This is a genomic window from Pseudobacteroides cellulosolvens ATCC 35603 = DSM 2933 (assembly GCF_001262605.1).
GTDB lineage: Bacteria > Bacillota > Clostridia > Acetivibrionales > DSM-2933 > Pseudobacteroides > Pseudobacteroides cellulosolvens.
In genome coordinates this window covers 3179062-3204716 of sequence record NZ_LGTC01000001.1, presented here as the reverse complement: position 1 = coordinate 3204716, position 25655 = coordinate 3179062, and the positions used below count along the sequence as shown (strand labels likewise).

21 protein-coding genes are annotated in these 25655 nt (G+C 38.0%); 18 read left to right on the top strand and 3 right to left on the bottom strand.

From position 1 onward, the window contains the following. The first annotated feature begins 42 nt into the window (after window positions 1–42). The 5 genes from Bccel_RS13090 (at window position 43) to Bccel_RS13075 (ending at window position 6030) form a co-directional block, all read left to right on the top strand. Window positions 43–1902 (top strand): cation-translocating P-type ATPase, encoded by a 1860-nt coding sequence (locus Bccel_RS13090; protein ID WP_201781958.1) that lies wholly within the window; start codon window positions 43–45, stop codon window positions 1900–1902. Beyond that, the gene (locus Bccel_RS32095) at window positions 1899–2696 is read left to right on the top strand and encodes an HAD-IC family P-type ATPase (protein WP_201781957.1); all 798 of its coding nucleotides are present in this window, start codon (window positions 1899–1901) and stop codon (window positions 2694–2696) included. The genes Bccel_RS13090 and Bccel_RS32095 overlap by 4 nt, the downstream gene beginning before the upstream one ends. Window positions 2697–2836: 140 nt before the next feature. Next, window positions 2837–3541 (top strand): TrmB family transcriptional regulator, encoded by a 705-nt coding sequence (locus tag Bccel_RS13085; protein WP_036944084.1) that lies wholly within the window; start codon window positions 2837–2839, stop codon window positions 3539–3541. Continuing rightward, complete coding sequence (gene lysA, locus Bccel_RS13080) at window positions 3534–4793, top strand: diaminopimelate decarboxylase (protein WP_050753425.1); 1260 nt, start codon at window positions 3534–3536, stop codon at window positions 4791–4793. Before Bccel_RS13085 ends, lysA begins: the two co-directional genes overlap by 8 nt. Window positions 4794–4803: 10 nt before the next feature. After that, a complete protein-coding gene (locus Bccel_RS13075) occupies window positions 4804–6030 on the top strand; it encodes an LL-diaminopimelate aminotransferase (RefSeq protein ID WP_036944086.1) in 1227 nt (408 codons plus the stop codon). Between the two features lie 17 nt (window positions 6031–6047). On the opposite strand, the gene Bccel_RS13070 is transcribed toward Bccel_RS13075, so the two are convergent. Next, window positions 6048–6386, bottom strand: a complete 339-nt coding sequence (locus Bccel_RS13070; RefSeq protein WP_036944088.1) for an arsenate reductase family protein — start codon at window positions 6384–6386, stop codon at window positions 6048–6050. A 223-nt stretch (window positions 6387–6609) separates the two neighbouring features. Between Bccel_RS13070 and Bccel_RS13065 the strand changes: the two genes are divergently transcribed. The 10 genes from Bccel_RS13065 to Bccel_RS13020 all read left to right on the top strand — a co-directional run bounded on the left by Bccel_RS13065 (window position 6610) and on the right by Bccel_RS13020 (window position 19122). Then, window positions 6610–6876: a hypothetical protein gene (locus tag Bccel_RS13065; protein ID WP_036944090.1), complete on the top strand. Its 267-nt coding sequence runs from the start codon at window positions 6610–6612 to the stop codon at window positions 6874–6876. Next, on the top strand, window positions 6873–8291 hold the full coding sequence (locus tag Bccel_RS13060) for a two-component system sensor histidine kinase NtrB (protein ID WP_050753424.1): 1419 nt from the start codon (window positions 6873–6875) through the stop codon (window positions 8289–8291). The genes Bccel_RS13065 and Bccel_RS13060 overlap by 4 nt, the downstream gene beginning before the upstream one ends. 292 nt (window positions 8292–8583) lie before the next feature. Then, a complete protein-coding gene (locus Bccel_RS13055; protein ID WP_036944092.1) occupies window positions 8584–9195 on the top strand; it encodes a hypothetical protein in 612 nt (203 codons plus the stop codon). Window positions 9196–9209: 14 nt separating this feature from the next. Continuing rightward, window positions 9210–9905, top strand: a complete 696-nt coding sequence (locus Bccel_RS13050) for a hypothetical protein (RefSeq protein WP_036944094.1) — start codon at window positions 9210–9212, stop codon at window positions 9903–9905. Window positions 9906–9907: 2 nt separating this feature from the next. Then, complete coding sequence (locus Bccel_RS13045) at window positions 9908–11344, top strand: ATP dependent DNA ligase (protein WP_050753423.1); 1437 nt, start codon at window positions 9908–9910, stop codon at window positions 11342–11344. A 40-nt stretch (window positions 11345–11384) separates the two neighbouring features. Beyond that, entirely contained in the window at window positions 11385–12821 is a 1437-nt protein-coding gene (locus tag Bccel_RS13040; RefSeq protein WP_036944096.1) for an SWIM zinc finger family protein, read from the top strand. Window positions 12822–12878: 57 nt separating this feature from the next. Further along, complete coding sequence (locus Bccel_RS13035) at window positions 12879–14717, top strand: HEAT repeat domain-containing protein (RefSeq protein WP_050753422.1); 1839 nt, start codon at window positions 12879–12881, stop codon at window positions 14715–14717. Between the two features lie 25 nt (window positions 14718–14742). Then, entirely contained in the window at window positions 14743–15834 is a 1092-nt protein-coding gene (locus Bccel_RS13030) for an ATP-binding protein (protein WP_036944098.1), read from the top strand. Window position 15835: 1 nt separating this feature from the next. Further along, window positions 15836–18112, top strand: coding sequence for a DUF5682 family protein (locus tag Bccel_RS13025; protein WP_036944099.1), 2277 nt, complete (start codon window positions 15836–15838; stop codon window positions 18110–18112). A gap of 2 nt (window positions 18113–18114) precedes the next feature. Next, window positions 18115–19122, top strand: coding sequence for a VWA domain-containing protein (locus Bccel_RS13020; RefSeq protein WP_338053605.1), 1008 nt, complete (start codon window positions 18115–18117; stop codon window positions 19120–19122). 273 nt (window positions 19123–19395) lie between these two features. Here the strand turns inward: Bccel_RS13020 and Bccel_RS13015 are convergent, their stop codons facing one another. Both Bccel_RS13015 and Bccel_RS13010 read right to left on the bottom strand, forming a co-directional pair. Further along, the gene (locus Bccel_RS13015; protein ID WP_036944104.1) at window positions 19396–20883 is read right to left on the bottom strand and encodes a flotillin family protein; all 1488 of its coding nucleotides are present in this window, start codon (window positions 20881–20883) and stop codon (window positions 19396–19398) included. A gap of 53 nt (window positions 20884–20936) precedes the next feature. Then, a complete protein-coding gene (locus Bccel_RS13010) occupies window positions 20937–21662 on the bottom strand; it encodes an NfeD family membrane protein (RefSeq protein WP_036944107.1) in 726 nt (241 codons plus the stop codon). A 645-nt stretch (window positions 21663–22307) separates the two neighbouring features. Here Bccel_RS13010 and Bccel_RS13005 point away from each other — a divergent pair. From Bccel_RS13005 to Bccel_RS12995, 3 genes are all read left to right on the top strand, one after another. Continuing rightward, window positions 22308–23162, top strand: coding sequence for a helix-turn-helix domain-containing protein (locus Bccel_RS13005; protein ID WP_036944109.1), 855 nt, complete (start codon window positions 22308–22310; stop codon window positions 23160–23162). Between the two features lie 147 nt (window positions 23163–23309). After that, window positions 23310–24431, top strand: a complete 1122-nt coding sequence (locus Bccel_RS13000) for a stalk domain-containing protein (RefSeq protein WP_050753421.1) — start codon at window positions 23310–23312, stop codon at window positions 24429–24431. A 245-nt stretch (window positions 24432–24676) separates the two neighbouring features. Further along, on the top strand, window positions 24677–25648 hold the full coding sequence (locus Bccel_RS12995) for a helix-turn-helix transcriptional regulator (RefSeq protein WP_036944111.1): 972 nt from the start codon (window positions 24677–24679) through the stop codon (window positions 25646–25648). The last annotated feature ends 7 nt before the right edge of the window (window positions 25649–25655 follow it).

The following is a 25655-nucleotide window of genomic DNA, read 5'->3' as shown; positions in this document are numbered from 1 at the left end:
ATATAAAAATATAGAAAGTATTGGATAAGAAAGGATATAAATATGACCGATCTACAAAATGTTTTTATGCTGACGGATGATCAGGTGGAAAAATCGCTAAACACCAGCAAGGAAAAAGGGTTAACAGATCAGGAAGCTGCTGCAAGGATTAATAAATACGGAACCAATGAACTTGCAAGAGCTAAAAGAGATAGTCTTTTAATCCTTTTTTTGAGGCAGTTTCATCAACCGTTGATATATATATTACTTTTGGCAGCCATAGTCACTCTAGTAATGAAAGAGCATGTGGATTCCATGGTAATATTTGCTGTTATTATTTTAAACGGAGTAATTGGTTTTGTTCAGGAGGCTAAAGCCTTAATAGCCCTTGAATCACTTGCGGGAACCATTGAAACAGAAGCATCTGTCATTAGAAACGGGAGGAAAATTAAAATTTCAAGTAAACAATTGGTGCCTGGTGATATTGTCTTTATACAGTCTGGAGATAAAGTACCTGCAGATTTGAGGCTTTTTCAAACAAATCAGCTAAAAATTCAAGAGGCTGCTTTGACAGGTGAATCGGTTCCCGTTGAGAAAAGCAGCAAAACCATTGAGGAAAACGTCATATTAGGTGACAGGGTGAACATGGCCTTTGCATCAACCTTTGTAACATTCGGCCAAGGTTATGGAATTGTTGCATTTACCGGAACTAATACAGAAGTAGGTAAGATATCCAATTTGCTCAAGGAAACAGTCAGGATGGAAACACCCCTCATTAAGAAAATCGCAGGATTCAGTAAATTGCTGATGTACATAATTGGCATCCTGGCGGTGGTGACGTTTGCTGTAGGTGTTTTCAGGGGTGAAGGTTGGCTCGAAATGTTTAAGGCAGCAATAGCTCTGGCTGTAGGTGCAATTCCTGAGGGACTTCCTGCAGCATTGGCAGCTACACTGGCTATAGGTGTTTCAAGAATGGCAAAGAAGAATTCCATCATCAGAAAGCTTCCTGTAGTTGAAACCCTTGGTAGCACTACTGTTATATGTTCAGATAAAACAGGTACCCTCACTGAAAACCGCATGACGGTTAAAAAAATATGGACCAAAAAGGGGTATTACGACGTCTCAGGACAGGGTTATGACAAGGATGGAAGTATTTTATCCAATGGAAATGCTGTCAAGCCTGATGATGACCCAAATTTACTGGAATGCCTAAAGTGTGGAGTCTTTTGCAATGACAGTTCAATTAACTTTAAGGACGGGGAAAGTGAAATACAGGGTGACCCTACTGAGATAAGCCTGCTCGTCTGTGCAGCTAAAGCTGGCATTGATAATGATCTTCTTATAAAAAACAATCCTCGGTTGGAGGTTTTGCCATTCGAATCCGAAAGGCAGTACATGGCCGTACTGATAAAGATGGAAAACGGTGAAAACCGTATTTATATGAAAGGCTCACTTGAAAAACTTGCGAATATAAGTGACTCAAGTGCTGATGTAACAAAGGCTTATAACAGTATAGCATCGGATGGACTAAGAGTGCTTGCTTTTGCCTATAAGGTTACATCAAATAGTAAGATAGTTGAGGATGATTTAAAGGACGGTTTTACATTTTTAGGTCTACAGGGTATGATAGACCCTCCAAGAGAAGAAGCTATCGCTGCCATCAAAAAATGCCATGATGCAGGTATAATTGTAAAAATGATTACAGGAGATCATGCAGTTACCGCTTTGGCAATTGCAAAGCAGCTTGGAATTGCTCCAAAAGGTAAGGAAAGCAAGGTTTATACAGGGTTAGAGCTTGAGAAGCTAAACAGCGAGCAATTAAAAAAAGTTGCTTCTTCCAACAATGTTTTTGCAAGGGTTACCCCAGAGCAAAAACTGAGGCTTGTTGAAGCATTGCAGGCCTTGGCCATGTTGTTGCGATGACCGGTGACGGTGTAAATGATGCACCTGCACTAAAGAAAGCGGATATAGGTATTGCAATGGGCATTACTGGCACCGAGGTTGCCAAGGATTCGGCGGATATGATACTAATGGATGATAATTTTGCCACAATAGAAAACGCCGTTGAGGAAGGCAGGGGGGTATTTGACAACCTTACAAAGTTTATTACCTGGACCCTTCCAACCAATCTGGGTGAAGGACTTGTAATACTTCTGGCTATATTCCTTGGTGTGACTTTACCCATAACTCCCACACAAATTTTATGGATTAACATGACAACTGCAGTGTTCCTTGGCTTGATGCTTGCTTTTGAGCCAAAGGAACCAGGTATAATGCAGAAGAAACCCAGAAACCCGGCTCAGCCTCTATTAACTAAAGGGCTTATAGTGAAGATAATTATTGTAAGTATAATTCTTCTTGCAGCATCATTTTTAATGTTTGAATTTGAATTAAGAAACGGCAGCAGCATAGAGGTGGCCAGAACCACAGCAGTAACAGTTTTCATTGTCATAGAAGCGGCATATCTTATAAATAGCCGTTCATTACATGCCAGCCTTTTGAAAATAGGCTTTTTCTCAAACAAATTCATATTTTTAGGTATTTTCATCATGGCAGTTTTGCAATGGGCTTTCATATACTTGCCGTTTATGAACAGTGCATTTAAAACATCACCTCTTTCGGGCGACATATGGATCAAAATTATTGTAATAGGTATCGGAACCTTTATTGTTATGGAAATTGAGAAAAAATTATCCAAGTTTTTAAAGTTGGTTTAGCTCTCAAGTACCAAAGTTGGGCGTTCTTTCTGGTTGTATGACTGGATGGACGCTCAACTTTTTTCATAATCTCATATTGACACACCTAATAAGTATTTGATAATATAGTAGTAGCAAATAATACTACTAGGGTGATGATGATGAATCTAATAGAATGTCTAATGAAAACAGGATTAACAAGGCATGAGTCCGAGCTGTATGTAGCTCTTAGCCGAGAAGGCGAACTTACTGGGTATGAAGCGGCAAAGGTAACAGGTATACCAAGGGCTAATGCATATCAAGCATTGGCAGCTCTTGTTGAAAAGGGTGGTGCCTTTTTGGTGGAGGGAAGTGTCCCACGTTACACCTCGGTGACCGTAGATGAATATTGTAAAAATGTATTAAGGCATATGGAAGAAGTTGTTGAAATTATCAAAAAGGAATGTCCTCAACGCCGTAAGCCCTATGAGCCATATATAACAATAACCGGATTTAAGCATATATTGGACAAAATAAAAAACATCATTGATGAGGCTCAGGAAAGAGTATATATATCAATGAGTGATACTGAGTTTACTTATATTACGGATGAGATTCAAAATGCCTTAAAAAGAGGAGTCAGGGTGGTGGCTATAGCATCAGGGAAACTTGATATTAAAGGGGCGATAATCCATTATACAGCTAAAGCACCAGGGCAAATCAGGATTATTGCAGATTCTGCCAATGTCTTAACAGGAAGTATATCTGAAAGTGAGCAAGATACCTGCCTTTATTCTAAAAATAAGCCTTTGGTTGAACTAATAAAGGATTCTTTAAAAAATGAAATTAAGCTCTCAGAGCTGGAAGGAGGCAAGAAAAATGAATGATAATTGCGTTGAAAATAAAATTTTTGATTATGATTTTTACAACAGGGTTGATGTACAAAAGCTTATTCACCAATATGGCAGTCCTTTATATATATACGATGAAAATATTCTTAGGAAAAGCTGCAGGGAAATGAAAAACCTCATGCAGTATCCATGGTTTGTGGCTAACTATTCAATCAAGGCCAATTCCAATATGGAGCTTTTGAAGATTATAAGGGATGAGGGCCTAAATGCAGATGCCATATCTCCAGGGGAAATACATGTACTGCTAGAAGCGGGATTTGAGCCTTCACAAATATTCTATGTAGGAAACAATGTATCAGTGGAAGAAATGAAATATGCCATTGATAATGGAGTTCTTGTAAGCGTGGACTCATTGTCCCAGCTTGAAGCCTTTGGAAAGATAAACAAAGGAGGGAAGGTATCCCTAAGGTTTAATCCAGGAGTAGGTGCGGGCCACCATGAAAAGGTGGTTACTGCTGGAAATAATACAAAGTTTGGAATTGACAGTTCTTTTATTGAGGAAGTAAAACAAATAGCAGAAAAATACTCGCTGAAGGTTGCAGGAGTTAACCAGCATATAGGATCGTTGTTTTTAGATGGAAAGCCTTATATCGAAGGGGTAAAATCCCTATTAGCTATTGCTGGTAATTTCCAGGATCTTGAGTTTATCGATATGGGTGGAGGCTTTGGTATACCTTATAAAAAGCAAAGCCAGGAAAGGCTTGACCTCTCTTTGGTATCACGAGAGCTGGAAAAGATAATTATTGAGTGGATGAAAGTATATGGCAGGGAAGTGCAGATAAAAATAGAGCCGGGAAGGTATATTGTTGCTGAGTGCGGTGTTTTGCTTGGAACGGTGCACAGCATTAAAACAAACTATGGCAAAAGATATGTTGGAACGGATGTAGGATTTAATGTACTCATGAGGCCGGTAATGTATGATTCATATCATGAAATTGAATTTTTCAGGAAAGGAAAACTGCTAAACTCTGATAAGAGGGGCATTTCAACAATTGTAGGAAATATATGTGAGACAGGGGACATACTTGCAAAAGACAGGGAAATTCCTGATGACCTGATGGAAGATGATATAGTGGCAGTTTTAGATGCCGGAGCATATGGCTACTCCATGTGTTCAAACTATAACCTAAGGCTTAGACCTGCCGAAGTTCTTATTTGCGAGGACGGATTAGTGAGGCTCATAAGAAGAAGGGACACTTTTGATGATTTGATGGCTGGTTATAGATAGGAGTGATTATATGAGTTTTCTTATAAACAACTTTGCTAAGAGGGTTGGAGGATCAAATTTTGGGAAGGACAAGGGTACATACAAGTTTGCGTTGATTAAGAAGGCAAAGGAGAGAGCACTATCATCTAATAAAGGTGTTGAGTTTATAGACATGGGTGTTGGTGAGCCTGATACTCCTGCAGTACCGGAGATTGTTGAGGTGCTTGCAATGGAGGCAGGAAAGCCGGAAAACAGGTTTTATTCTGATAACGGTATTCCTGAGTTTTACCATGCTGCTTCTGATTATTTAAAAAATGTTTTTGGAATTGATATTAATCCTCGTAGTGAGATTATTCATGGAATAGGATCAAAGCCTGTGCTTGCAATGCTCCCAGCGGTTTTTATAAACCCGGGGGATGTTTGTATCACCACGACACCGGGTTATCCTGTTATATCAACATGGACAAAATATTTTGGAGGAGAGGTTTTTAGCCTTAAGCTTACTAACGAAAACAATTTTTATCCTGAGTTCCACGATATTCCGGAGTCCATTTTAAAAAAGGCAAAGATTCTCTATATTAACTATCCCAACAACCCTACAGGGCAGGTGGCAACTAAAGAGTTTTATAACCAAGTCGTAGAGTTTGCATTTAAAAATAGAATTGCTGTTGTGTCTGATGCTGCCTATGGGGCTTTGGTGTATAGGGGATATCGGCCTTTGAGTTTTTTATCTGTTGATGGAGCCAAAGATATAGGAGTTGAAGTGTTTTCTCTTTCAAAAGCATTTAATATGACGGGATGGAGAGCTGCATTTGTTGCGGGAAATAAGGACATTGTAAGTGCATATGGTATGGTCAAGGATAACACAGATTCCGGTCAGTTCAGGGCTATTTTGAAAGCAGGCATCTACGCCATGAATCACCCGGAGATAACCCAAAAAACCTGCCAAAAATATGAAAGAAGATTCGGTATGCTGATGGAAGCACTTAAAGATGCAGGCTTTGATCCAAGGATGCCAAAGGGCACATTTTACTGCTATGTGAAGGCACCTAAAGGTGCAGGAAATACAGTTTTCAATAATGCCCAGGAAGCAGCAGAGTATATAATTGAAAAGGCGATGATATCTGTTGTTCCATGGGATGATGCCGGTGCATATCTAAGGTTCTCCGTAACATTTGAAGCTTCATCTATCGAAGAAGAGAAGAGTATAGTGGATGAGGTGAGAAGAAGGCTTTTGGACTTGAGGCTATACTTTTAGTTCTTAAGTCTTAAGTCTTAAACCCAATCCTTCCAAACCTCCGGTTTATATCCAACGGTGGCTTGCTTTCCGTTTCTTACTATTGGCGACCTGTAGAGCTTGGAATTTTTAAAGAGTACTTCTTCTGCAACTTTTCCTGTCCCAAGCCGCTGCATGTTTAAAGTAACATATTCCTTACACTTGTCATTAATAAGCTCGGCAAGGCCAACAGCATTTTTTACGCTTTCAAATTCACCCTTGCTAAGGCCATATTTGGCCAGATCTATTAACTGATATTTGATTTTTCTTTCCTTAAAATATCTTTCTGCTTTTTGTGTATCGAAGCACTTCTTTAAAGCATATATCTGTATGTTCATAAACTTACCTTTCCTTGATTTCTTTTAATATGATTATAACAGCAGTATAAAAGGTGTTGTCAAGGTTAAAATTGCAACCCACTGCCATCATATATGTTGGACACATATAAAATCATATGGTATAATTTTTACTTGTCAAAACTGTATTTATAATACATATTTAAGAGATGTTACTATATAGGATAATTAAATAATAATATTCATTTACGTCAGGGGGATTAAATTGGATACAGAACTTAATAACCGAGGGGCTTTCAATCTACCAATAAAAACCTTACTTATTCAATATTTTCTTACTGTGACAGCAGCGGTACTTTTTGCATTGGTTCTACATACTACGCTAATAAAATATTTGGATGTTTACCATACGGTATTGGAATTAAGCTGTGTTTTTATATCGGTATCTACTTTCTTTGCAGTATGGTTTACCTATAATAACGGAACTACAAGCAGCTATGTCCTTGGGTTAAAAATGTTAAAGAAACCTTGAACAATACTCTTGATGCACTACCAATAGGAGTACTTAAATGTGGATTCGATAGAAGAATTAAGTACGTAAACAGGATGTTTGAAGATATTTTGGCTTGTGATAGAAACAAATTATATGGCTATTCATTGGAATATATATTAAAGATGTTTGGCGGGGATAAGCAAGATGAAAAATTTCTTGTTGATGAATTAACAAAAAACAAAAAGGGAAAAAACCATATTATTTGGATTTGTAAGACTCTAAGGGGAGATGTCGTTAAACTCTCTGTCACAGCCCAAAAAATTAGCAATGGCATTTTGGTACTTATTAGGGAGGTTAAAAGAGAACAGGAACTGGAAAATGTTCATTTGCAAACACAGACTATACTCAATGCAATAAGTAACAGTGTATTAATGATAGATAACGAAAATAAGATTATACTATACAACAATGCATTTGAAGAAGCATACGAGATAGAGGACGAAAATATTACCGGTATGAGTCTGGATGAATTTAATAAATTGACGCACTTTAACTCAAATGAATTTTTTGATTCTGTCCTAAGAGGAAATTCAGATAAACAATACCATGAGGTTGCGTTAGTGTCTATGAAAGGCAACAGGAAAGAGATGATGATGTTTTTTGCACCAATTAAGAATGTTGAGGGACAAATAATTGGAGGAATTAGTGTAGGTACTGATATAACAGAGATCAGGAATGAGCAGCAAAAAATGATACAGCAGGAGAAGCTTGCATTATTAGGGCAGATGGGTGCGGGAATAGTACATGAAACGAGAAATTATTTAACTACAATAAAAGGGCGGTGCCAACTGATAGACCTGCTGTCCCAGGATAAGACCATTAAAGATCATACTGCAAAAATTAAAAGCAATATTGAAGAAGTAAACAAGATAATAAGTGAATTTTTATTTTTGTCAAAGCCAAGAGAAGCTGAAAAGGATGAGGTATCATTATGTGATATATTTAAATCAATCAAAGCCATGATTGAGACATCGTCCCTTGTTAAAGGAATAGATATTGAGTTTGATTTATCAAAGGAAGAAAGGTATTTATACTGCGATGAGGCACAATTGAAGCAAGTTATTCTGAATATTTGTAAAAATGCTATTGATGCAATGGCAGAAGTAAAATCAGCGAAGTTAAAAATAAATACAGGATTTAATGAGCAGACGAATGAGATGATCCTGGAAATTTCCGATAATGGTAAAGGTATATCTAAAGAGGACTTAAAAAAAATAGGTACGCCTTTCTTTACAACCAAAAAGAGCGGAACGGGTTTAGGTCTCAATGTATGCTACCAGATAATTAAGCAGCATAACGGAAAGATAGATGTGCAAAGTGAATTGGGCAGGGGTACGACTTTTACCATTACATTACCTTGCATTGAAGATGATGAAGAATTTGAGGCTATATAATACTGGTACTTGCATTAAGGTGTTTTGCCATATTTGCTATATACTACATATTCGTAAAACCATTCTTAAGTTTTATTTCCAAATTTCGGCAGTCAAAAATGATTCCTTTAAATTTGTTATATATTCGGCACATTGACAATTATAATATCAAATATAATTTATTTGTTATATAAGGTGTTTGTATAAAGTGTGTATATTTAACATTCCGGCAAATGCCGTATATACTTATTTACACGTCTTAGGTCATACTGATAAAATATATATATTAAAAGCAATTAAAGGGGGCCAAATAATGGCAAGGGAGCTTCAATTTAAACTGGGAGATAAGGTATATTCCTTTCCTCCTGATAAGGTAGATAGAAAGAAGATATATGGATGGACAGATACCGTAGCCTTGGATGATGAAGGAAATGAATGTAAGTTGGTTAGCGTTGATGAATCAGGTACAGCCATAATTCCTAAAGGCTGCATAGGCTTAGGCATTTTAAGCCAGACAAATGAATGGGTAGACAGGTCTTCACTTGTTGCGGTAGATGGTGATGGTAATCCGGCAACTCTTTTACCATCAAGCTTTTCGGGTGAAATTGAGCTAACGGAAACAGTAACGATAGAAGAGTTTCTCGACTATCAGATAACTACAGTTTATGAGCTTTATGGAGCTGATGAAAATCCCGATTTTATAAAAGAAATATCCGATAAAATCTATACATTTACATTCAATTACCGTGACGGATATGAGGGCAGCCAGGCGTTCATACTGCAAAATGACGGGAAAGCCTTTGTTTTGGTGGGAGCACCCTGTGAATTTGCATTTGTAGGCCTTGAACAGGCGGGTTACCTGGAGGAGGCGGAAGAGGATGAGGAATTCTCCGACGAGCTTGGTATTGACTTTAGTATGATGTGAGGAGGACTTAATTAATGAGGTCATTAAATATATCCAATGAGAAAAAGAGGGATGCTGTAGTCGGTATGGACAGTACTCCAAGAAAAAGCAAAATAAATTATGTGCTAAGCGATGGATCTCAGAAGAAAACTGTAAAGATATTAAAGGGCCTTCTGGAAATAAGTGAGGATTACCTGGTAGGCCGCTATGGAGACCTTACAAAGCTTGGTGAAGAGATTATAAAAGGTGATCCTGAAATAGATATGGAAAAGACGGGCAGATTTGTAAGCAGGACAAAGAAACTGTACATAGGTAAGGACAATAAAATTGTATACAGGGTTAATCTTGTTGAGGTTGTTAAGAACCCTGACGGCACCGAGAAAATGAGAAGGGACCTTTCAAAGTCGGAAGCCAATATATTGGGAGAAATACCCCTTCAATGGACTGGTAAGAAATTCCCAAAAGATCAGGCGATAAAGAAATTCGTTTTTACAAGAAAATATCAGATAAAGCATGTTAACGGTCTTACATACGATTATCTTTATGATATGGCAAAGAGCCTTCATGAGTCCAATTCCCTCATGTTTGTCGGGGGAGGCAAAAAAGGTGTTGATCCTGTTGTTTTGACAACCGGAGGTGTACCATACAGAGGGTTTTTGGAAGGCCGAGTTGATGGAGACAAGTACTGCCTTATACTCCATCTCACAAACTTGGAACTTAAGGGGGTATAAGGATGATACTGGATAAATCCAAGCTCAACAAAAGCAAAGGCTATTTAGAAGGCACGGTAAGTGCAGTTGACGAGGTAACTGCAAAGGTTGCTTCTGATTATAAGAAAAATGTATGCAAAAACTTTATAGCAATAAATCCTGAGCAGATTGATTCGAGGATTGCAGGAGAGGAATTTTTTATTACCAGAAAGTATGACGGTGAAATGAGTGTTATATTTTATAACGGCACAGACACATTTATCGTTAATACCGGAGGGACTTTAAGACAAGGGCTTCCATGCACCGAGGAAGCGGGAAAGCTTTTAAAAAGTGCAGGCATAGGCTCTGCAATAATTCCAGCCGAACTCTATCTTTGTGAGGACAACGGCAGAACAAGGGTTTTTGATGTACTGTCGGCACTGTCAAAGGAAACGGAAATAGGAAAGCTTAAATTGGCACCTTTTGATATTATTGAGATTGATGGCGTTTACCCTAAGGTTAAAGGCTACGGTGAAATACATGAAAGGCTTTCAGAAATATTCAAGGATGGAATTAATGTAAAACCTGTAGCATATAAAAAGGCAGCCTCCAAAGCTGAACTTAAAGATGTATATAAAAAGTGGGTTGAGGAGGATTGTTCAGAAGGGCTTGTTTTAAGGACAGATTTGCCGCTGGTATATAAGATTAAACCAAAGCATAATATTGATACTGTCATAGTAGGGTACACTGAAGGAACCGGAGACAGTAAAGGCCAGATTAGGACGCTGCTTCTTGCACTGATGACGGGAGATAATGAATATCAGATTGTAGGAAAGACCGGAAACGGCTTTAATGAAGAACAGAAAAAGGATTTGCTTACAAAGCTGTCAGGCATGGTGATTGATTCCGATTATATCGAAACAGATTCAAACCATGTTGCATTCAGGATGATAAAGCCTGAAACAGTGATTGAAATAAGTTACAACGACGTTTTATTTGAATCCGGAAGTACAATAATAACAAACCCAATGCTGGAAATTAGTGATGGAAAATACAAGCTTAAATCATTCAATAAAGGCATAAGCTTTATTTATCCTATATTTGTAAGATTAAGACCTGATAAAACTGCCGAACAACACAATCTCAGATTGTCACAATTATCAGAGGTCACTTATATACCTGAATTAGGAATGGAAGATAGCGGAGCAGAATTGCCTAAAAGCGAGCTTCAGTTCAGGGAAGTCTATAAAAAAGAGAGCAAAGGCAAGCTGATGGTCCAAAAGTTTATTGTCTGGAAAACCAACAAGGAAGAGATTGACGACAGGTACCCGGCATATGTCATGCATTATACCAATTTCAGCTCCGACAGGAAAGATCCTCTTCAAAGGGATATGAGGGTATCTAACAGCAGGGAGCAGATATTTGAAATATTGGATTCTTATATGACTGAAAATATCAAAAAGGGTTGGGTTAAGGCGTGATATAAAAATTACCAATATTCCTTGTAAAGGAAGGTTTAATATGATTAATATTACCGAAGAATTTATAAACCAGCTGGCCCCGAATCAAAGTGCCGTATCAAACGGATGGGGATTGGTTAAGAAAAACAAGTTTGTTAAGCTTAACATGTCAGAAGATGGAACAATCATATTTGGTGAATGTTCAGGAAGCGGAAGCAGTAATTATAATACATCTGCGGATTTTAACAAGCCCGAAAGCCCGGTTTTCAGATGTTCATGCCCTAGCAGACAGTTTCCGTGCAAGCATGCATTAGGACTTATGTATGCATATGTCAGCGGTAAAAACTTTGAGAAAGCAGAAATTCCTGAGGATATACTGGAAAAGCGTGAAAAGATCGATAAGAAGGAACAAAAGAAAAAGGAAAAAGAACAGGAACAGCCCGAGCCTAAGAAGGTTAACGTTTCTGCACTTAAGAAAAAAGTAAAAACTCAGATTGAAGGACTTGAGGTTTTGGAAAAGCTTGTTTACAGCATTGTGCAAAACGGCTTGGGGACCATAAATAAGAAAACCATTGCTCTGCTTGAAGACCAGGCAAAGCAGCTTGGAAATTATTATCTTTCGGGCCCTCAAGCTGCTTTGCGGGAGTTTATATATTTGTTTAAGGAAAATGAAAACCACGAGAAGATCTATACCGATGCCTCTGATTTATTAAGCCGGTTATATGCATTGTGCAAAAAGGGAAGGGAACATCTTTCAAAGAAGCTCCAATCGGATGAGTTGGCTCCTGATAACACTTCCTCCATAGAGGATTCCCTTGGCTATACATGGCAGCTTAATGAACTGAAAAATCAGGGACTACTAAGGAGCGATACCGAGCTAATCCAGCTCGCATTCACATCATTCCCAAGTGCCTCTAGAGGTGAATATGTGGATAATGGAATATGGTTTAACTTTACTTCCGGTGAGGTGCACAATTCTTATAATTTCCGTCCCTTCAAAGCTGTTAAATATATACGTGAAGATGATTCCATTTCAAAAGTATTGATGATAAAAGAACTTTATACCTACCCCGGCACAGACCTGAATTGCCGGGTGCGTTGGGAAAACAACGATATGAGGGATGCCGATTCCAAAGATTTTTTAAGGATAAGATCCTTCGCAAAAGAATCTTTCTCTGAAGCTGTCAAACTAGTTAAAAATCAAATAAAGAATCCCTTGAGTGATAAAGCACCTGTCATTCTTTTGAAGTTTTTAAGGTTTGGAACTGTTGATAATGAATTTGTAATAGAGGATCATACAGGGCAAAGATTGATTCTTGAAAAACCCCAAAATGAACATTTTCCTGAAGGAATTAATATATTAAAGCTTTTAAAACCGGAAATGCTAGCTGATCAGGTAATGCTTTTAAGGTTTTGGCATGATATGGACAGGAGGAGATTGACTGCAGTTCCGCTTAGTCTGATAACGAATAATAGAATTATTCGGCTTGGATTTTAAAGTGGTTTGCTGCAACAACGAATTTATTCCATAAATACGTGTAAATGGAGTGAGAATATGAGTATCGCATTACTATATGATTTGCAGGGCGAGGTCAGAAGGCTGATGATAGCAGGCTCAGAGCTAGCAATAGGTGATTTCAGGCTTAAAAAGCTTTTGCCACAATTTATGAAGGCTGGTGAAAGTGCACCGGTCTTTGCAAGGATTTCCGGTATACTGGAAAAGCTTATAGAACCTCAGGATGGGAAAGCATCCGACAAGCTGTTGGAGCTGGCAGGGCTTATAAATGCTGTGCTGTATACTCAGGGCGAAACCGGAATTAAGGGAGAGCTTCTGGAATTTGAACCGGAGTGTCTTGGTGTAACTACAGATGTTTCATTCAGGAAGATCAAACCTGTTGCCGATGCTCTTCTTAATAAAGGACAGGGAAGAGTAGAAATAATTCGTGAGGCCCATAAGGAAGGAATATTTAATGACTTAAGGCTCCTATATCCTTTGATTAATGCCTTAAATGAGCAGTATTATGAAGTAGCCGAACTGGCATTTGAAATACTGAAAGGATATGGAAAGGATATTACTAAAATATTAAAAAAGAGGTTTTCCTTTGAAGGTGGAAAAGGTGATGCCAGAATACTTGAGTTGATTTGGGAACTATCAGGGAAAGATGAAAAAGAGTTATTCCACCAGGCAAACGAAAAGGGAAGTACCGCTGTAAGAATCAGTGCCATAAAGATCCTTAAGAATTTTCCTGAATTTGAGGAAATGTTTATAGAATTTACTAAGGACAAAAAGAAAGAAATCAGAGAAGCTGCCTTAGAAGCTGCTGAAACCCTTGATACGCCTAAAATTGCTAACAGGCTTATTGAAATATTCGAGGGGAAAGATAAAGTAACAGCATTAAAAACCATGAAGATAAATCCTTCCAGGCTGATTGTTAACTACCTTCTTAATGAGGCGGAAGTTGGATTGAACAATATTTTTAAGCGATTGAGATCGGGAGATTCAATTTCTCCAAAAGATGAATCGGCTTATAAGCAGGAAGTTGAGCATTTTTTCAATATACTTTCATGTATGGATGGAAGAAAAGATGAGGGGATTTTCCTGTTTTTAAAAAAGTGCATGGAGCATACAAAAGAGCTAAGCAAAATAAAACTGCGGGATATAGCTTTTGGGCAATATCCTACCTTAGCTCAAATGGCTGCAGGGCTACTTCTAAGTATGAGAACTGTAAATGCCTATGAACTTCTTGCTGAAGCAGGAAATGAATACAACGCCCTTTACCTCAACTATTCATTTGAAGCTGCTATATATGTAAATTCTCCGGCACAGGTGTTTGAAACCTATTCAGGGTTTTTCACCATTGAAAAGTCCTCAGCCAAACCGAAAACTATTATCAGTGTTTTAAGAGGCCTTTGCTATTCCCGTGAGTTAAAGGTTATAGAAGTTGATAGTCCAGCTGCAAATGCTAAACCTAACAGCATAAATAAAGAGTCTGTAATGATGGATACAAGATGGGCACCTTTATTGGCCAAAGCTGGAGAAACCGACCTTGCGGCTTTACTGACCAGCAAGGGAGATGAAGTAACGATAAATCACCTTCTCCAATGTCTGCAAAAGGATAAGGGTCGTGACTTATATAACGCAATATCTAAGATTAAAGGGCTTATACAAGCCAGCCATCCTAAAACTGCAGAGGTTATAATCGATTTGCTGGAGTATAATATCAAAAGCAAAAAGTACTATTTGGGTTACTATATTGACCAGCTTGCAGAATTGGTAAAGCTTTTGCCGCCTGAAAATGCCGATGTGATTTTGGAGTATGCGAGGAAATGTGATTATGAAGGTGCCTTAAAGCTCATTGAAGCGGGCGAGTATTTGAAGAAGTTAAGACAATAAATTAAAGAATGAAGGAGTATAATATATGGCAAATAATAGTGGGGTTTTAAGATTGCCTGCTGAAATGCAGTATGGGAAGGAAATAGAGGCTTTAATTTCAGCAGAAAAGAACAGAATACCGGCCGGCTGGAAAATGTCACCCCAATCGGTACTCACATACATAACCGGAGGTAAGGTCAAGGGCGTTGATATTACTCCCAAGTATATAGGTAACAAGAGGCTTGTGGAAATTGCCATATCCACCCTTGTAACCGATAGGGCACTTTTGCTCATCGGTGATCCGGGAACAGCAAAGTCCTGGCTGTCGGAACATCTTGCAGCAGCCATTAACGGAGATTCAACCCAGGTGGTGCAGGGAACGGCTGGAACAACTGAAGAACATATAAGGTATTCATGGAACTATGCAATGCTTCTTGCCAATGGTCCATCCATGGAAGCTCTTGTTAAGAGCCCTGTTTTAAAGTGCATGGAACAAGGCGGCATTGTCAGGTTTGAGGAAATATCCAGGTGTGCATCGGAGGTTCAGGATGCATTGATATCCATATTGTCTGAAAAAAGAATTTCTGTGCCGGAGCTTGGGCTTGAAATACCTGCTGTCAGGGGATTTTCCCTTATTGCAACTGCAAATACCCGGGATCGCGGCGTAAATGATATGTCGGCAGCACTAAAAAGGCGTTTTAACATCATTGTCCTGCCAACACCGGGAGATATAGACACTGAAATCGAAATAGTAAGAAAAAGAGTGAGTGAACTGGCTGAAAATCTTGAGCTTCAAGCTGCACTTCCTGCTGAGGATTCCGTTGCCAAGGTTGTTACTATTTTTAGGGAATTAAGAAGCGGAAACACACTGGATAACAAAGAAAAAGTCAAGTCACCAAGCGGTGTTATGTCAACAGCTGAAGCGATTTCTCTCCTTGCAAACAGCATGGCACTTGCCGCAAGCTTTGGAGACGGCAGTATAACCAGCCAAGATCTGGCTGCAGGGCTGCAGGGAGCAGTTGTTAAGGATGAGGAAAAGGATAAGCTTGTGTGGCGTGAATATATAGATAATGTTTTAAAAAGGCGGGGAGCCGAGTGGCGAGACCTTTATAATGCATGTAGGGAGTTGAATGTGTAGAATGCAAAAATACACACCTCATTTTTTTGGTATAAGGCATTTGTCTCCGGGCGGGGCTTATCACCTTCTGAAATTTCTTGATGAAGTGAAGCCTACTGCAGTATTGATTGAAGGCCTTTCGGATGCAAATTCCCAAATAGAGTATTTTACAGCACCGGGTACCAAGCCTCCCTTTGCTGTTCTTGCATACACTGAAGAACTCCCCATCAAGACCCTTTTATATCCCATGGCTGAATACTCACCTGAATATCAGGCTTTAGTATGGGCAAACAATCACAATGTCCATGCAGAGTTTATTGATTTACCCTCTGATGTATTTTTAACACTTGAATACCGGCAAATAAGGGGTACAGGTGAAAGTGAAGCACAGCCTACAGGTACAAGTATTTATGAAAAATGGGCGGAAACTGCAGGGGAAGAAGATCATGAATCATACTGGGAGAGAAGCTTTGAGCATAACCTTTTAAAAGATTCATACAGGCTGGGAGTATACGAATTTGGGAAAGGCTTAAGGGAGCTGTCCCATGATTCACCATCTCATATGGCACAGAATCTTGTCAGAGAAGCCTATATGAGGAAAAAAATCAGGGAGGTTTTAGATAAAGGTCATTTAGCCCAAAAGGTGGTTGTGGTGACAGGTGCATACCACTCCTCAGTGCTTGGGCCGGAAATGCCCCCAATGACTGAGGAAGAGTTTGAAAGCCTTCCAAGGATAAAAACCAAGCTAACACTTATGCCTTACTCATATTACAAGCTTTCTTCCAGGTCAGGCTATGGAGCGGGTAATGGTGCACCCCAGTATTTTGAGCACATGTGGGATTGTATGAAGAAAAATGATTTAGAGCGGCTTCCAGCACTTTATTTGTCCGGAATTGCAGGGCACATGAGAGAAAGCGGAACTCACCGTTCGTCGGCAGAGGCTATAGAGGGAGTGAGGCTTGCCAATGCAATGTCAGCTATGCGGGGGGGAATCGCACCTGTATTAAAGGATTTAAGAGATGCAGCTATTGTTTGCCTTGGTTATGGGGAGCTATCTGCTGTTTCGGAAGCTGTTGCTCGTACGGAGATTGGGACTGGAATAGGTTCTCTGCCTGAAGGCGTAAGCAGAACATCAATACAGGATGATTTTTACAGGGAGCTGAAAAGGCTCAAGCTGGATAAATACAGGTCTGCTGTTGCAATGGATATTGAGCTGGACCTAAGGGAAAATAGAAGGGTTCAATCCAAGGATGCTGCTTACCTTGATTTAAACCGGTCATTCTTTCTGCATAGGTTAAGAGTTTTAAATGTTAGCTTCCAGAAGTATAAGCCCCGTGCCCAACAATCGGCTACCTGGGCGGAAGCCTGGACATTAAGGTGGACACCTGAGGCCGAAATTGAACTGGTTGAATCCACTCTAAAGGGAGAAACTATAGAGCTTGCTTCAGCTTACGCACTAAAAGACATGCTGGAAAAGTGCGGGAGGGTTGAAGAAGCCTCTGCGGTTATAAGGGAGGCATGCCTTTGCGGTCTTATTGATGCAATGGAAATGGCCAGGAAGGAACTCCAAAGGCTTGCGGTGGATTCAGGAGCTTTTGCTGAAATTGCGGCTGCAGCTAAAGACATGGCAACTGTTATAAGCTACGGGGATATCAGAAAATTTGATACCAGCCACTTTATTCCACTTTTAAGCCAGTTGTTTTTGCGTGGGGCTTTGCTGCTTGTTGAAGCTGCGAGATGCGATAACGAAGCTGCAAAGATTATAATTGAAGCAATAAACAGCTTAAACTCCATTTCTTTAGAACACTACAATGTGGTGGATGAAGGGATATGGCTGGAGGAACTTAAAAAACTTGCAGGCCTTGATGACAGAAACCCCAAGCTTTCAGGTTATGCATGTTCCATACTGCTCGAGAGAAATCTTATGGACAACGACCGTCTTTCGTCCGAGGTCATGAGGAGGCTTTCACCTGGTATAGAAGCCGATATTGGAGCAGGATGGTTTGAGGGGTTGTCTCTTAGGAACAAGTATGCACTTATTGCAAGAACTGCCTTATGGGAGCAGATATCTCTTTATGTTGAATCTTTGGAGGATGACGGATTTAAACGTGCCCTTGTTTTTTTAAGAAGAGCCTTCAGCAGCTTTGGGCCTTCCGAAAAGAGAAGCGTCTGTGAAATTTTAGGCGAGATATGGGGCGTTGGAAGCGAAGAAGTAAGTGATATATTAAATAGGGAGCTTGAGGAAGAAGAACAAAAAACTCTTGAAGATATTAATGAATTTGATTTTGGAGATATATAACGATGGATACAAAGCTTATTAAACGATGGAGACTGATTTTAGGTGAAAAAGGCAGTGAAATGCTGGATACATATTCGAAGGAAGGCATTTGTCTGGATCAGGATGAGCTTATTATGGATGAAGCTTTAGCATCAATTTATGATGAAACCTCAGGTGATGGGGGTAACTCTACAAATCAAGGTTCTAAAGGTACACGTTCGGCAGGAAAAGGTTCGTCTTCTCCCAAATTGGCAAAGTGGCTTGCCGATATCAGAACTTGTTTTCCTGAGGATATTGTTTCGGTTATACAGACCGATGCTATTGAAAGAAAAGGCTTGAAACAGCTGCTTTTTGAACCTGAGGTGCTTAAAAATGTAAAACCTGATATAGAAATGGTAGCTACCCTTATGGCACTTAAGGGCAAAATTCCTGAAAGGACCAAGGAAACTGCCAGGCAGCTTGTAAGGGCAGTTGTTGAGGATATAAACAAGCGGCTGGAAAATGACATCAGGAAAGCAGTGACAGGTGCATTAAATAAACGTAACCATTCACCTATTCCAAGTGCTTCAAGTATTGACTGGAAATACACAATTAACCGGAACTTGAAAAACTATAACAAGGAATACAAAAAGATTATTCCTGAAAGGATTTATTTCTTTGACCGTGCAAAGCGTTCAAACCAATGGAACGTCATACTGGATATTGACCAGAGCGGTTCCATGGCTGAGTCGGTAATATATGCATCAATAGCCGGTTCAATATTTTCCAGCATGTCGGCACTTAACACAAGGATTGTTGCATTTGACACAGAAATAGTAGATCTGACAGAGCAATGCAGCAATGACCCTGTTGATATGCTTTTTGGAATCCAGCTAGGTGGAGGGACTGATATAAACAAATCGGTGGCATATTGCAGCCAGTTTATAACGGACCCTAAAAAGACCCTTTTTATACTTATCTCTGACCTTTACGAAGGAGGCAATCAAGCTTCTCTTGTAAGAAGGATGACTGAAATGTATGAGTCGGGGTAAAGGTAATATGCCTTTTAGCTTTATCCGATAAAGGTATACCTTCTTATGATGAAGGACTTTCAAGGAGATTATCCCAGATTGGAATACCTTGTTTTGCCTGCACTCCAATGCTTCTGCCGCAGCTTTTGGAAGGAGCATTAAAGGGAAATGACTTAAATGAGCTTGCACAGAAGCTAAAGAGTGATAAGAAATATTGATGATATTCCAGATATTAAAAGGGTGCTGCTAAACTGATTTTAGTTTTGCAGCACCCTTAACCCTATATCCCTATGCTTACTCTTTAGTTGTACCTGCTTCTTCAAGAGATTGAAAAACATCAGGTACAGCAGTTTTTCCGTCTTTTGCCTGTATATTTTTAGATGAATCTTTTTTCAATAAATCCATAACATTCATACCTGTCAGAGCCTCAACCGTTTCCGGAAGCTGTGCCATTATATCGGTTATATATCCGGTGACCTTGGAAGCTCCCTTTCCGTTGCCATCTCCGCTGCCGTTATCAACAATTACAATCTTTTCGGTCTTTGCCAAAGGACTTGCAATTGCTTGAGCGATTTCGGGCAATTTTTCAATTATCATCTGAGTGACAGCTGCATCGTTGTACATTTTAAATGCTTCCGCTTTTTTCGCCATAGCCAAAGCTTCTGCTTCACCTTTTGCTTTAATGATTTCAACTTCGGCCATACCTTCAGCCCTTTTTGCCTTAGCTTTTGCTTCACCTTCTATTTCGATTGCACGTGCCCTTGCTTCAGCTTCTGCAACTTCCTTATATCTATTTGCATCGGCATTTTTTGTAGCCCTATAGTTTTCTGCATCAGCTTGCTTCTTAACGGTAGCTTCAAGTTCTTTCTCTTTTCTGATAGCTTCTTGTTCAGCAAGTTCTATTTCTTTTTGTTTTCTTACAATTTCAACTTGCATTTCGGTTTCGGCTACATCTTTTTTAACTACGTTTGCTTTTATATCGTAAGCCAAGTCTGCTTCCGCTTTAGCGGTTTGTTGGTCCTTATTATAGGATTGAACCTTCAGTTCTTTGTCCCTGTTAGCCTCTGCAATTTGGGTTTCAGCTTGAATTCTGGCAGCTTCACCTTCTCTATTTGCTTCTGCAGTTTTAATCTTGGTTTCCTTAGTTGCATTAGCCTCTGCAATTTGAGCATCTCTTTTAACTTCTGCAATTCTTGGTTTACCAAGGGCTTCCAAGTATCCGTTTTTATCAGCTATATCCTTGATAGTCAAAACTTTTAATTCCAGTCCTAAACTTTGAAGCTCGGTTGCAGCAACTCCCTGTACATGGGAGGCAAAAGTTTCCCTGTCCTTATAAATCTCCTCAACAGTCATTCTTGATACAATTTCTCTAAGTTTACCTTCAAGTACCTGTTGGGTTGTTTTGGATATAACAGCCAGCATGTGGTCCATACCTTTTGAAGTGTTGAACTGCTCAGCTGCTGAAAGTATTGATTCCTTATCAGATTTAATTTTGACTACTGCAACACCATCGGCTATAATACCAACGCCTTGGGATGTTAATGCACCATCAATACGAATATCAATCTGCATATTTTCAAGTGACATAATATCTGTTCTCTCCAATAAAGGAACAACAATTCCGCCTCCGCCGGTGATTACCCTCCTGCCTCTAAATCCTGTGACTACCAATGCTTTGTCCTGTGGTACTTTTCGATACATTGAAAAAAGACTGAATATTAAAATGAAGACTACAGCTACTATCAAAATAGGTACTACTGAAACTAATGAAAAATCTGGCATATGATCCTCTCCTCTACATAAATAAATTGTTTGGTCATAATCGAATTTAACTTCTAAATCTCTTCAATTTCAGAAACATAAAAAGTACTATTATCCAATTTGCAAATCACTACTCGTTTTCCCTGTTCCACCGGTTTACCTTCAATGTGTTTAGCTGGTGCCGTATGTCTTATGTCATTTACTACGTATCTTATTTTTCCAAAGCCGTCTTCAAGTATTGGAGAAATAACTTCAGCTGGCGTACTTATCAAATCTTGTCTTGATACATCACTTGAGTTCTCGGATTTGTACAGTGGAATAGCGATAAATCTATATAGTAAAAATGAAACAATTACTGCTGAAACAAAGGAAACTAAAAATACCAATATAGCTACCCATTTGAAATACTCAGTGCCTAAAATACCAATTCCACCAAATACAGTTAAAAATGATACGGCGACGAGTGGGTTAATTAATATGGAGAACCAGGAAAGAAAAGAATGTTGTATACTTGATTGGTGTCCGGAGTGTGTATTGCCATTAACATCTCCTGAATGCCCAACAGCGTCTCCTGCAACATGGTTGTGTGCTGCAACATGACTATCTCCTCCCACATGACTATGCCCTGCTGCATGGCTATGTCCGCCAACATCACCATGTCCTCCTAATCCTCCCAAATCTCCGTCTATATGTCCTATATGATGTCCAATGTGCAATGCCCCGGATATTCCGTTAATTATAACTGATACAAAAGTGTACAGTATTCCTACTGCAAAAATAATCCAATACACAATATTCATATTAAACGTTTCCCTCCTCTCATAATCCCTGCTTTCCAAATGATGTATAAATGCGGGTTGATAAAGGAATACTTTTATCAAACTTAGCTATCATAATTATACCAATAATAATATATTAAGCATATTAGTTATTTATTAATATATCGGTATTTTCATGGAACGTTACAAAAAACCAAACAAAGAAATAAGTATGACATTGTTTAAAGAAGTGCCTCGATAAAAATCAATTAATCTTTACATTTGTCTATCGCAAATTTCATTGAAGCGTTTGCTATTTGCTCCGCCAAATGTAAGATTAATGATGTTTTTTATCTAGATAACACTAGCACTTTGCGCTCGAAGTGTTTAAACAGTGTTAAATCTTTAACATTATTATATTCCTAATTTTAGTAGAAGTTAAGCTTGAATTTCACTCAAAAGTATATTCGGGGAGTGAATGGGGAACGATTTTGGAAATCTAAATATTCCGGTCTTATCGGGGCTATTGTTATCTTCAATTATCACATGCTTTTGAAAAAGTAAAATAACTGTTTAGGCATTAGATACTGTTTTTTCTACAGACTACTTTGATTGTGGCCTTAAACATGCTGTGCTATAATATATGCATATATAAATGTAAGCATTTACTTGTTGAGGTGTAAATATATGTTTGAGGACAGAGTTATAAGCAAAATAAAAGATAATTCATGTATAAAGCACGAATCGTATTGTTCTGCAGACTTAGCGTTATTTAAGCCCGAATGTTTTGCTTACGGAGAAACTACATTTGATTGCTTTCATTTTATTTTACCCAAAGAATATATACCGCCTATATTTGTTGATAAAAAAGAAAAAAATTTATATAAGGCTCATATCTTTTCTACAAACCCGGATCAAGTCATAAACGTATGCCAACAAAACAGTACAGAGAAAATTGATTACTTGGCGATGTTTATAGAAAAGAAAAAACTTCAGGAATTATCAAAAGATGCATTTAACAGAAGCAAGATATCCTTCGATAACGCAAATAATTATCTTAGTAGTATTCTGTTGCATCATATCAATCTTTTTATAGATGAATGCAAAACAAGACAGTCAGGCTATCAGTTTGTAATTGATAGCATCGCAATTCAGATATCAATTAATGTTTTAAGGGAATTGAAAAACAATTTACCCAATCAGCATGAAAAAAGACATTATTCATCAAGAATTGACATTAATAAGGCTATAGATTTTTTGTGGGAAAATACTGCTACAGATTTTTCGCTTGAAACATTGTGCAAAGTTTCAAACTTAAGTCCTTATTATTTTTCACGTTTATTTAAAGATTCTACTGGCAAAACACCTTATGAATACTATATGGACCTAAAAATCAATAAAGCTGTTGATCTTTTCAAATCAAAGAAATATTCTATTACTGAAGTTAGCTATATGCTGGGTTTTTCAAATCATAGTCACTTTACTTCAGTTTTTAAAAGGAAGACAGGTATTACCCCGTCAACATTTATCAAATCATTGTAATAGCTTAATCTATCCCCATAACCAATTGAGTCTTTAATAAAATCAAGGCAAAAATCTATTAAAATTCAGCAAAAATTTGATATTAAAATAAAATTTCTAAATGTATAATAAAATTCAATAATATTAACTTAATTAGGGGGTACATGTATGAAATCAAGAAATGTAATTAGTTTGGTACTTGGTTTATTAATCACGTTTTCTGTAGTTAGTTTTCAGTGTTTTTCAGTAGACGGTGACAAGCTAATCGCTCATTACAAATTTGATAACGATTTTAAGGATTCTTCAGGTAATTCTCTTGATGGAGAAATTAAAGGTGATGTTCCTTTTTCAGAAGGTATTTCAGGCAAATGTGCACAGTTTGGAAATGGCTACATAGAAGTTAAGGACAATGATTTGCTTGATTTTAGTTCTCATTTTACAGCTTCAATGTGGGTAAAAATGAGTCCGAATGTAGATAGGAGCAATTGGGGAGGAATAAGAACTCTTATTATAAAAAAGGGAAATACATATTCCCCATATTATGTTGCTCTTAGGGATAGTAAACAAGGAATGGGAGAGTTCGACGGTAACGATTTTAATACTACCCGTGTTTCTTCCGGAAAAGAAATGCCGCTTATAGGAGACAAGTGGTGTATGCTTACATTAACCTTTGATAATGGCAGTGTTTCAATTTATCAGGATGATAAGTTTATAAAATCAAAAGTTGTCGAGGAAAAAGATAAAATATTGAATAAAACTGATGGTTCATTATTCATCGGAAATTATGACGGTGCTACAGGTAGAGAATTTTACGGTATGATAGATGATCTCAAAATCTACAATTATGCTCTTAGTGCCACTGATGTTAAAACAATGTACGAAGATGTTATGAAAAGTGCAGCAGGTGTAATTGAGCTTCAAATCAACAAATCCAAAATGACTGTAAATGATGTGGAAAAAGAAGTTGACCCTGGAAGAAACACCTCGCCTGTAATTGTAAATAACAGAACATTGGTTCCTATCAGGTCAATTATTGAAGCAATGGGCGGGACTATTGCATGGGATGGAAATGAAGGAAGAGTTGATATTACTTTGAAGGGTAAAACAATAAAACTTTGGATTGATAAAACCGAAAGCTTTGTTGGAGCTGAGAAAAAGAAGCTTGATGTTGCTCCTGCGATTATAAAAGAAAGAACCATGCTGCCTTTAAGATTTGTTACTGAAAATTTTGGATCAACTATTGAGTGGAATGATACTGAAAAGAAGATAACTATTCGTTATACTCCGTAAAAAATAATATTTAGTCATGATCAAAAAATAACTTGTGCTATAAATAAAACCCTCTGATCCTTGATCGGGGGGTTTTATTTATATTTTATAATTCTGTGCCACTATGCTATGTAGCAAAAATTGTTTATTTGAATAATTATTTCATAAGTTGTATAATGATGATGTTAATTAAATTAATTTACACTTCAACATGTATTGTCAAATGGAAAATATAGGGATAACTTATACAATTAGGGGATAATTTTATGAGTCAAGTCGGAAATGCACTTAGAATGCTTGTTATTTTAAAAAGTAAAGGCATAATAAAAATAAAGGAACTCTCCCAAATACTTGAGGTTGATGAAAGAACAATAAGAAGATACAAGGATGACTTGCTGCAAGCAGGTATATACATCAACTCAAAAGCAGGCAAATACGGTGGATACTATCTTGAAAATGATGATTATTTATTGTCGCTTAATATTACACCAGAGGAATATATTTCTGTTCTAATTGCACAAAAGCAGCTTACCGATACCAATCACCCTGTCTCAAATGATTACAATACATTTCTGGAAAAACTTAACCTTGTTTACAGCAAAACTTCTGATGAATCCAATTATATTGATAATTATATGGTTAAAAGCTCAAAGGGAAATGGAAAGTTCATAGATGAGCGAAAAAAGCTTATTGAAATCCATGCTGCAATTATATCAAGGAATAAGATGGCTATGGAATACATTTCATTAAATTCAGGATTGTCCAAGAGAGTTGTAAGACCCTATGCCATATATCAATATAAGGGAGATATGTACTTCGCCGCCTATTGTGAACAAAGGGGTAAAATACTTGATTTCAAACTTAGCAGAATTAGGAGTTACACTGTTATGGAGGAGAGATTTGAAGCGGATAGCAGCTTCAAGCTAAGCAGTTTTATGAAGAATTGTATAGGTATTTATAAGGATGAAGAACTTAAAGTAAAGTTAAAGATCAGTTTTCCAATGTCTCAGATTGTAAAGGAGAAAATCTGGGTTGAGGATCAGAAAATAACTGAATTTGAAGATAGATCGATTATTTTTGAAGCAAAAATGAAAGGATTAACGGAGATAAAGAGCTGGGTTCTAAGCATGGGAAGTCAGGTTGTTGTCATGGAACCGGGAGAGTTGAGGAAGGAATTGCTGGATGAAATAGATAAAATAAGAAATAATTATAAAAATTTTTATCCTGCAGATATATGACCAGGTT

Coding starts and splice junctions, on each gene's coding strand:
- Bccel_RS13010 (WP_036944107.1), bottom strand. CDS start 21,662: ATGAATATTGTGTATTGGATTATTTTTGCAGTAGGAATACTGTACACT.
- Bccel_RS13040 (WP_036944096.1), top strand. CDS start 11,385: ATGATTAATATTACCGAAGAATTTATAAACCAGCTGGCCCCGAATCAA.
- Bccel_RS13050 (WP_036944094.1), top strand. CDS start 9,210: ATGAGGTCATTAAATATATCCAATGAGAAAAAGAGGGATGCTGTAGTC.
- Bccel_RS13030 (WP_036944098.1), top strand. CDS start 14,743: ATGGCAAATAATAGTGGGGTTTTAAGATTGCCTGCTGAAATGCAGTAT.
- Bccel_RS13090 (WP_201781958.1), top strand. CDS start 43: ATGACCGATCTACAAAATGTTTTTATGCTGACGGATGATCAGGTGGAA.
- Bccel_RS13045 (WP_050753423.1), top strand. CDS start 9,908: ATGATACTGGATAAATCCAAGCTCAACAAAAGCAAAGGCTATTTAGAA.
- Bccel_RS13020 (WP_338053605.1), top strand. CDS start 18,115: ATGGATACAAAGCTTATTAAACGATGGAGACTGATTTTAGGTGAAAAA.
- Bccel_RS13085 (WP_036944084.1), top strand. CDS start 2,837: ATGAATCTAATAGAATGTCTAATGAAAACAGGATTAACAAGGCATGAG.
- Bccel_RS13070 (WP_036944088.1), bottom strand. CDS start 6,386: ATGAACATACAGATATATGCTTTAAAGAAGTGCTTCGATACACAAAAA.
- Bccel_RS13005 (WP_036944109.1), top strand. CDS start 22,308: ATGTTTGAGGACAGAGTTATAAGCAAAATAAAAGATAATTCATGTATA.
- lysA (WP_050753425.1), top strand. CDS start 3,534: ATGAATGATAATTGCGTTGAAAATAAAATTTTTGATTATGATTTTTAC.
- Bccel_RS13075 (WP_036944086.1), top strand. CDS start 4,804: ATGAGTTTTCTTATAAACAACTTTGCTAAGAGGGTTGGAGGATCAAAT.
- Bccel_RS13000 (WP_050753421.1), top strand. CDS start 23,310: ATGAAATCAAGAAATGTAATTAGTTTGGTACTTGGTTTATTAATCACG.
- Bccel_RS13025 (WP_036944099.1), top strand. CDS start 15,836: ATGCAAAAATACACACCTCATTTTTTTGGTATAAGGCATTTGTCTCCG.
- Bccel_RS12995 (WP_036944111.1), top strand. CDS start 24,677: ATGAGTCAAGTCGGAAATGCACTTAGAATGCTTGTTATTTTAAAAAGT.
- Bccel_RS13015 (WP_036944104.1), bottom strand. CDS start 20,883: ATGCCAGATTTTTCATTAGTTTCAGTAGTACCTATTTTGATAGTAGCT.
- Bccel_RS13055 (WP_036944092.1), top strand. CDS start 8,584: ATGGCAAGGGAGCTTCAATTTAAACTGGGAGATAAGGTATATTCCTTT.
- Bccel_RS13035 (WP_050753422.1), top strand. CDS start 12,879: ATGAGTATCGCATTACTATATGATTTGCAGGGCGAGGTCAGAAGGCTG.
- Bccel_RS32095 (WP_201781957.1), top strand. CDS start 1,899: ATGACCGGTGACGGTGTAAATGATGCACCTGCACTAAAGAAAGCGGAT.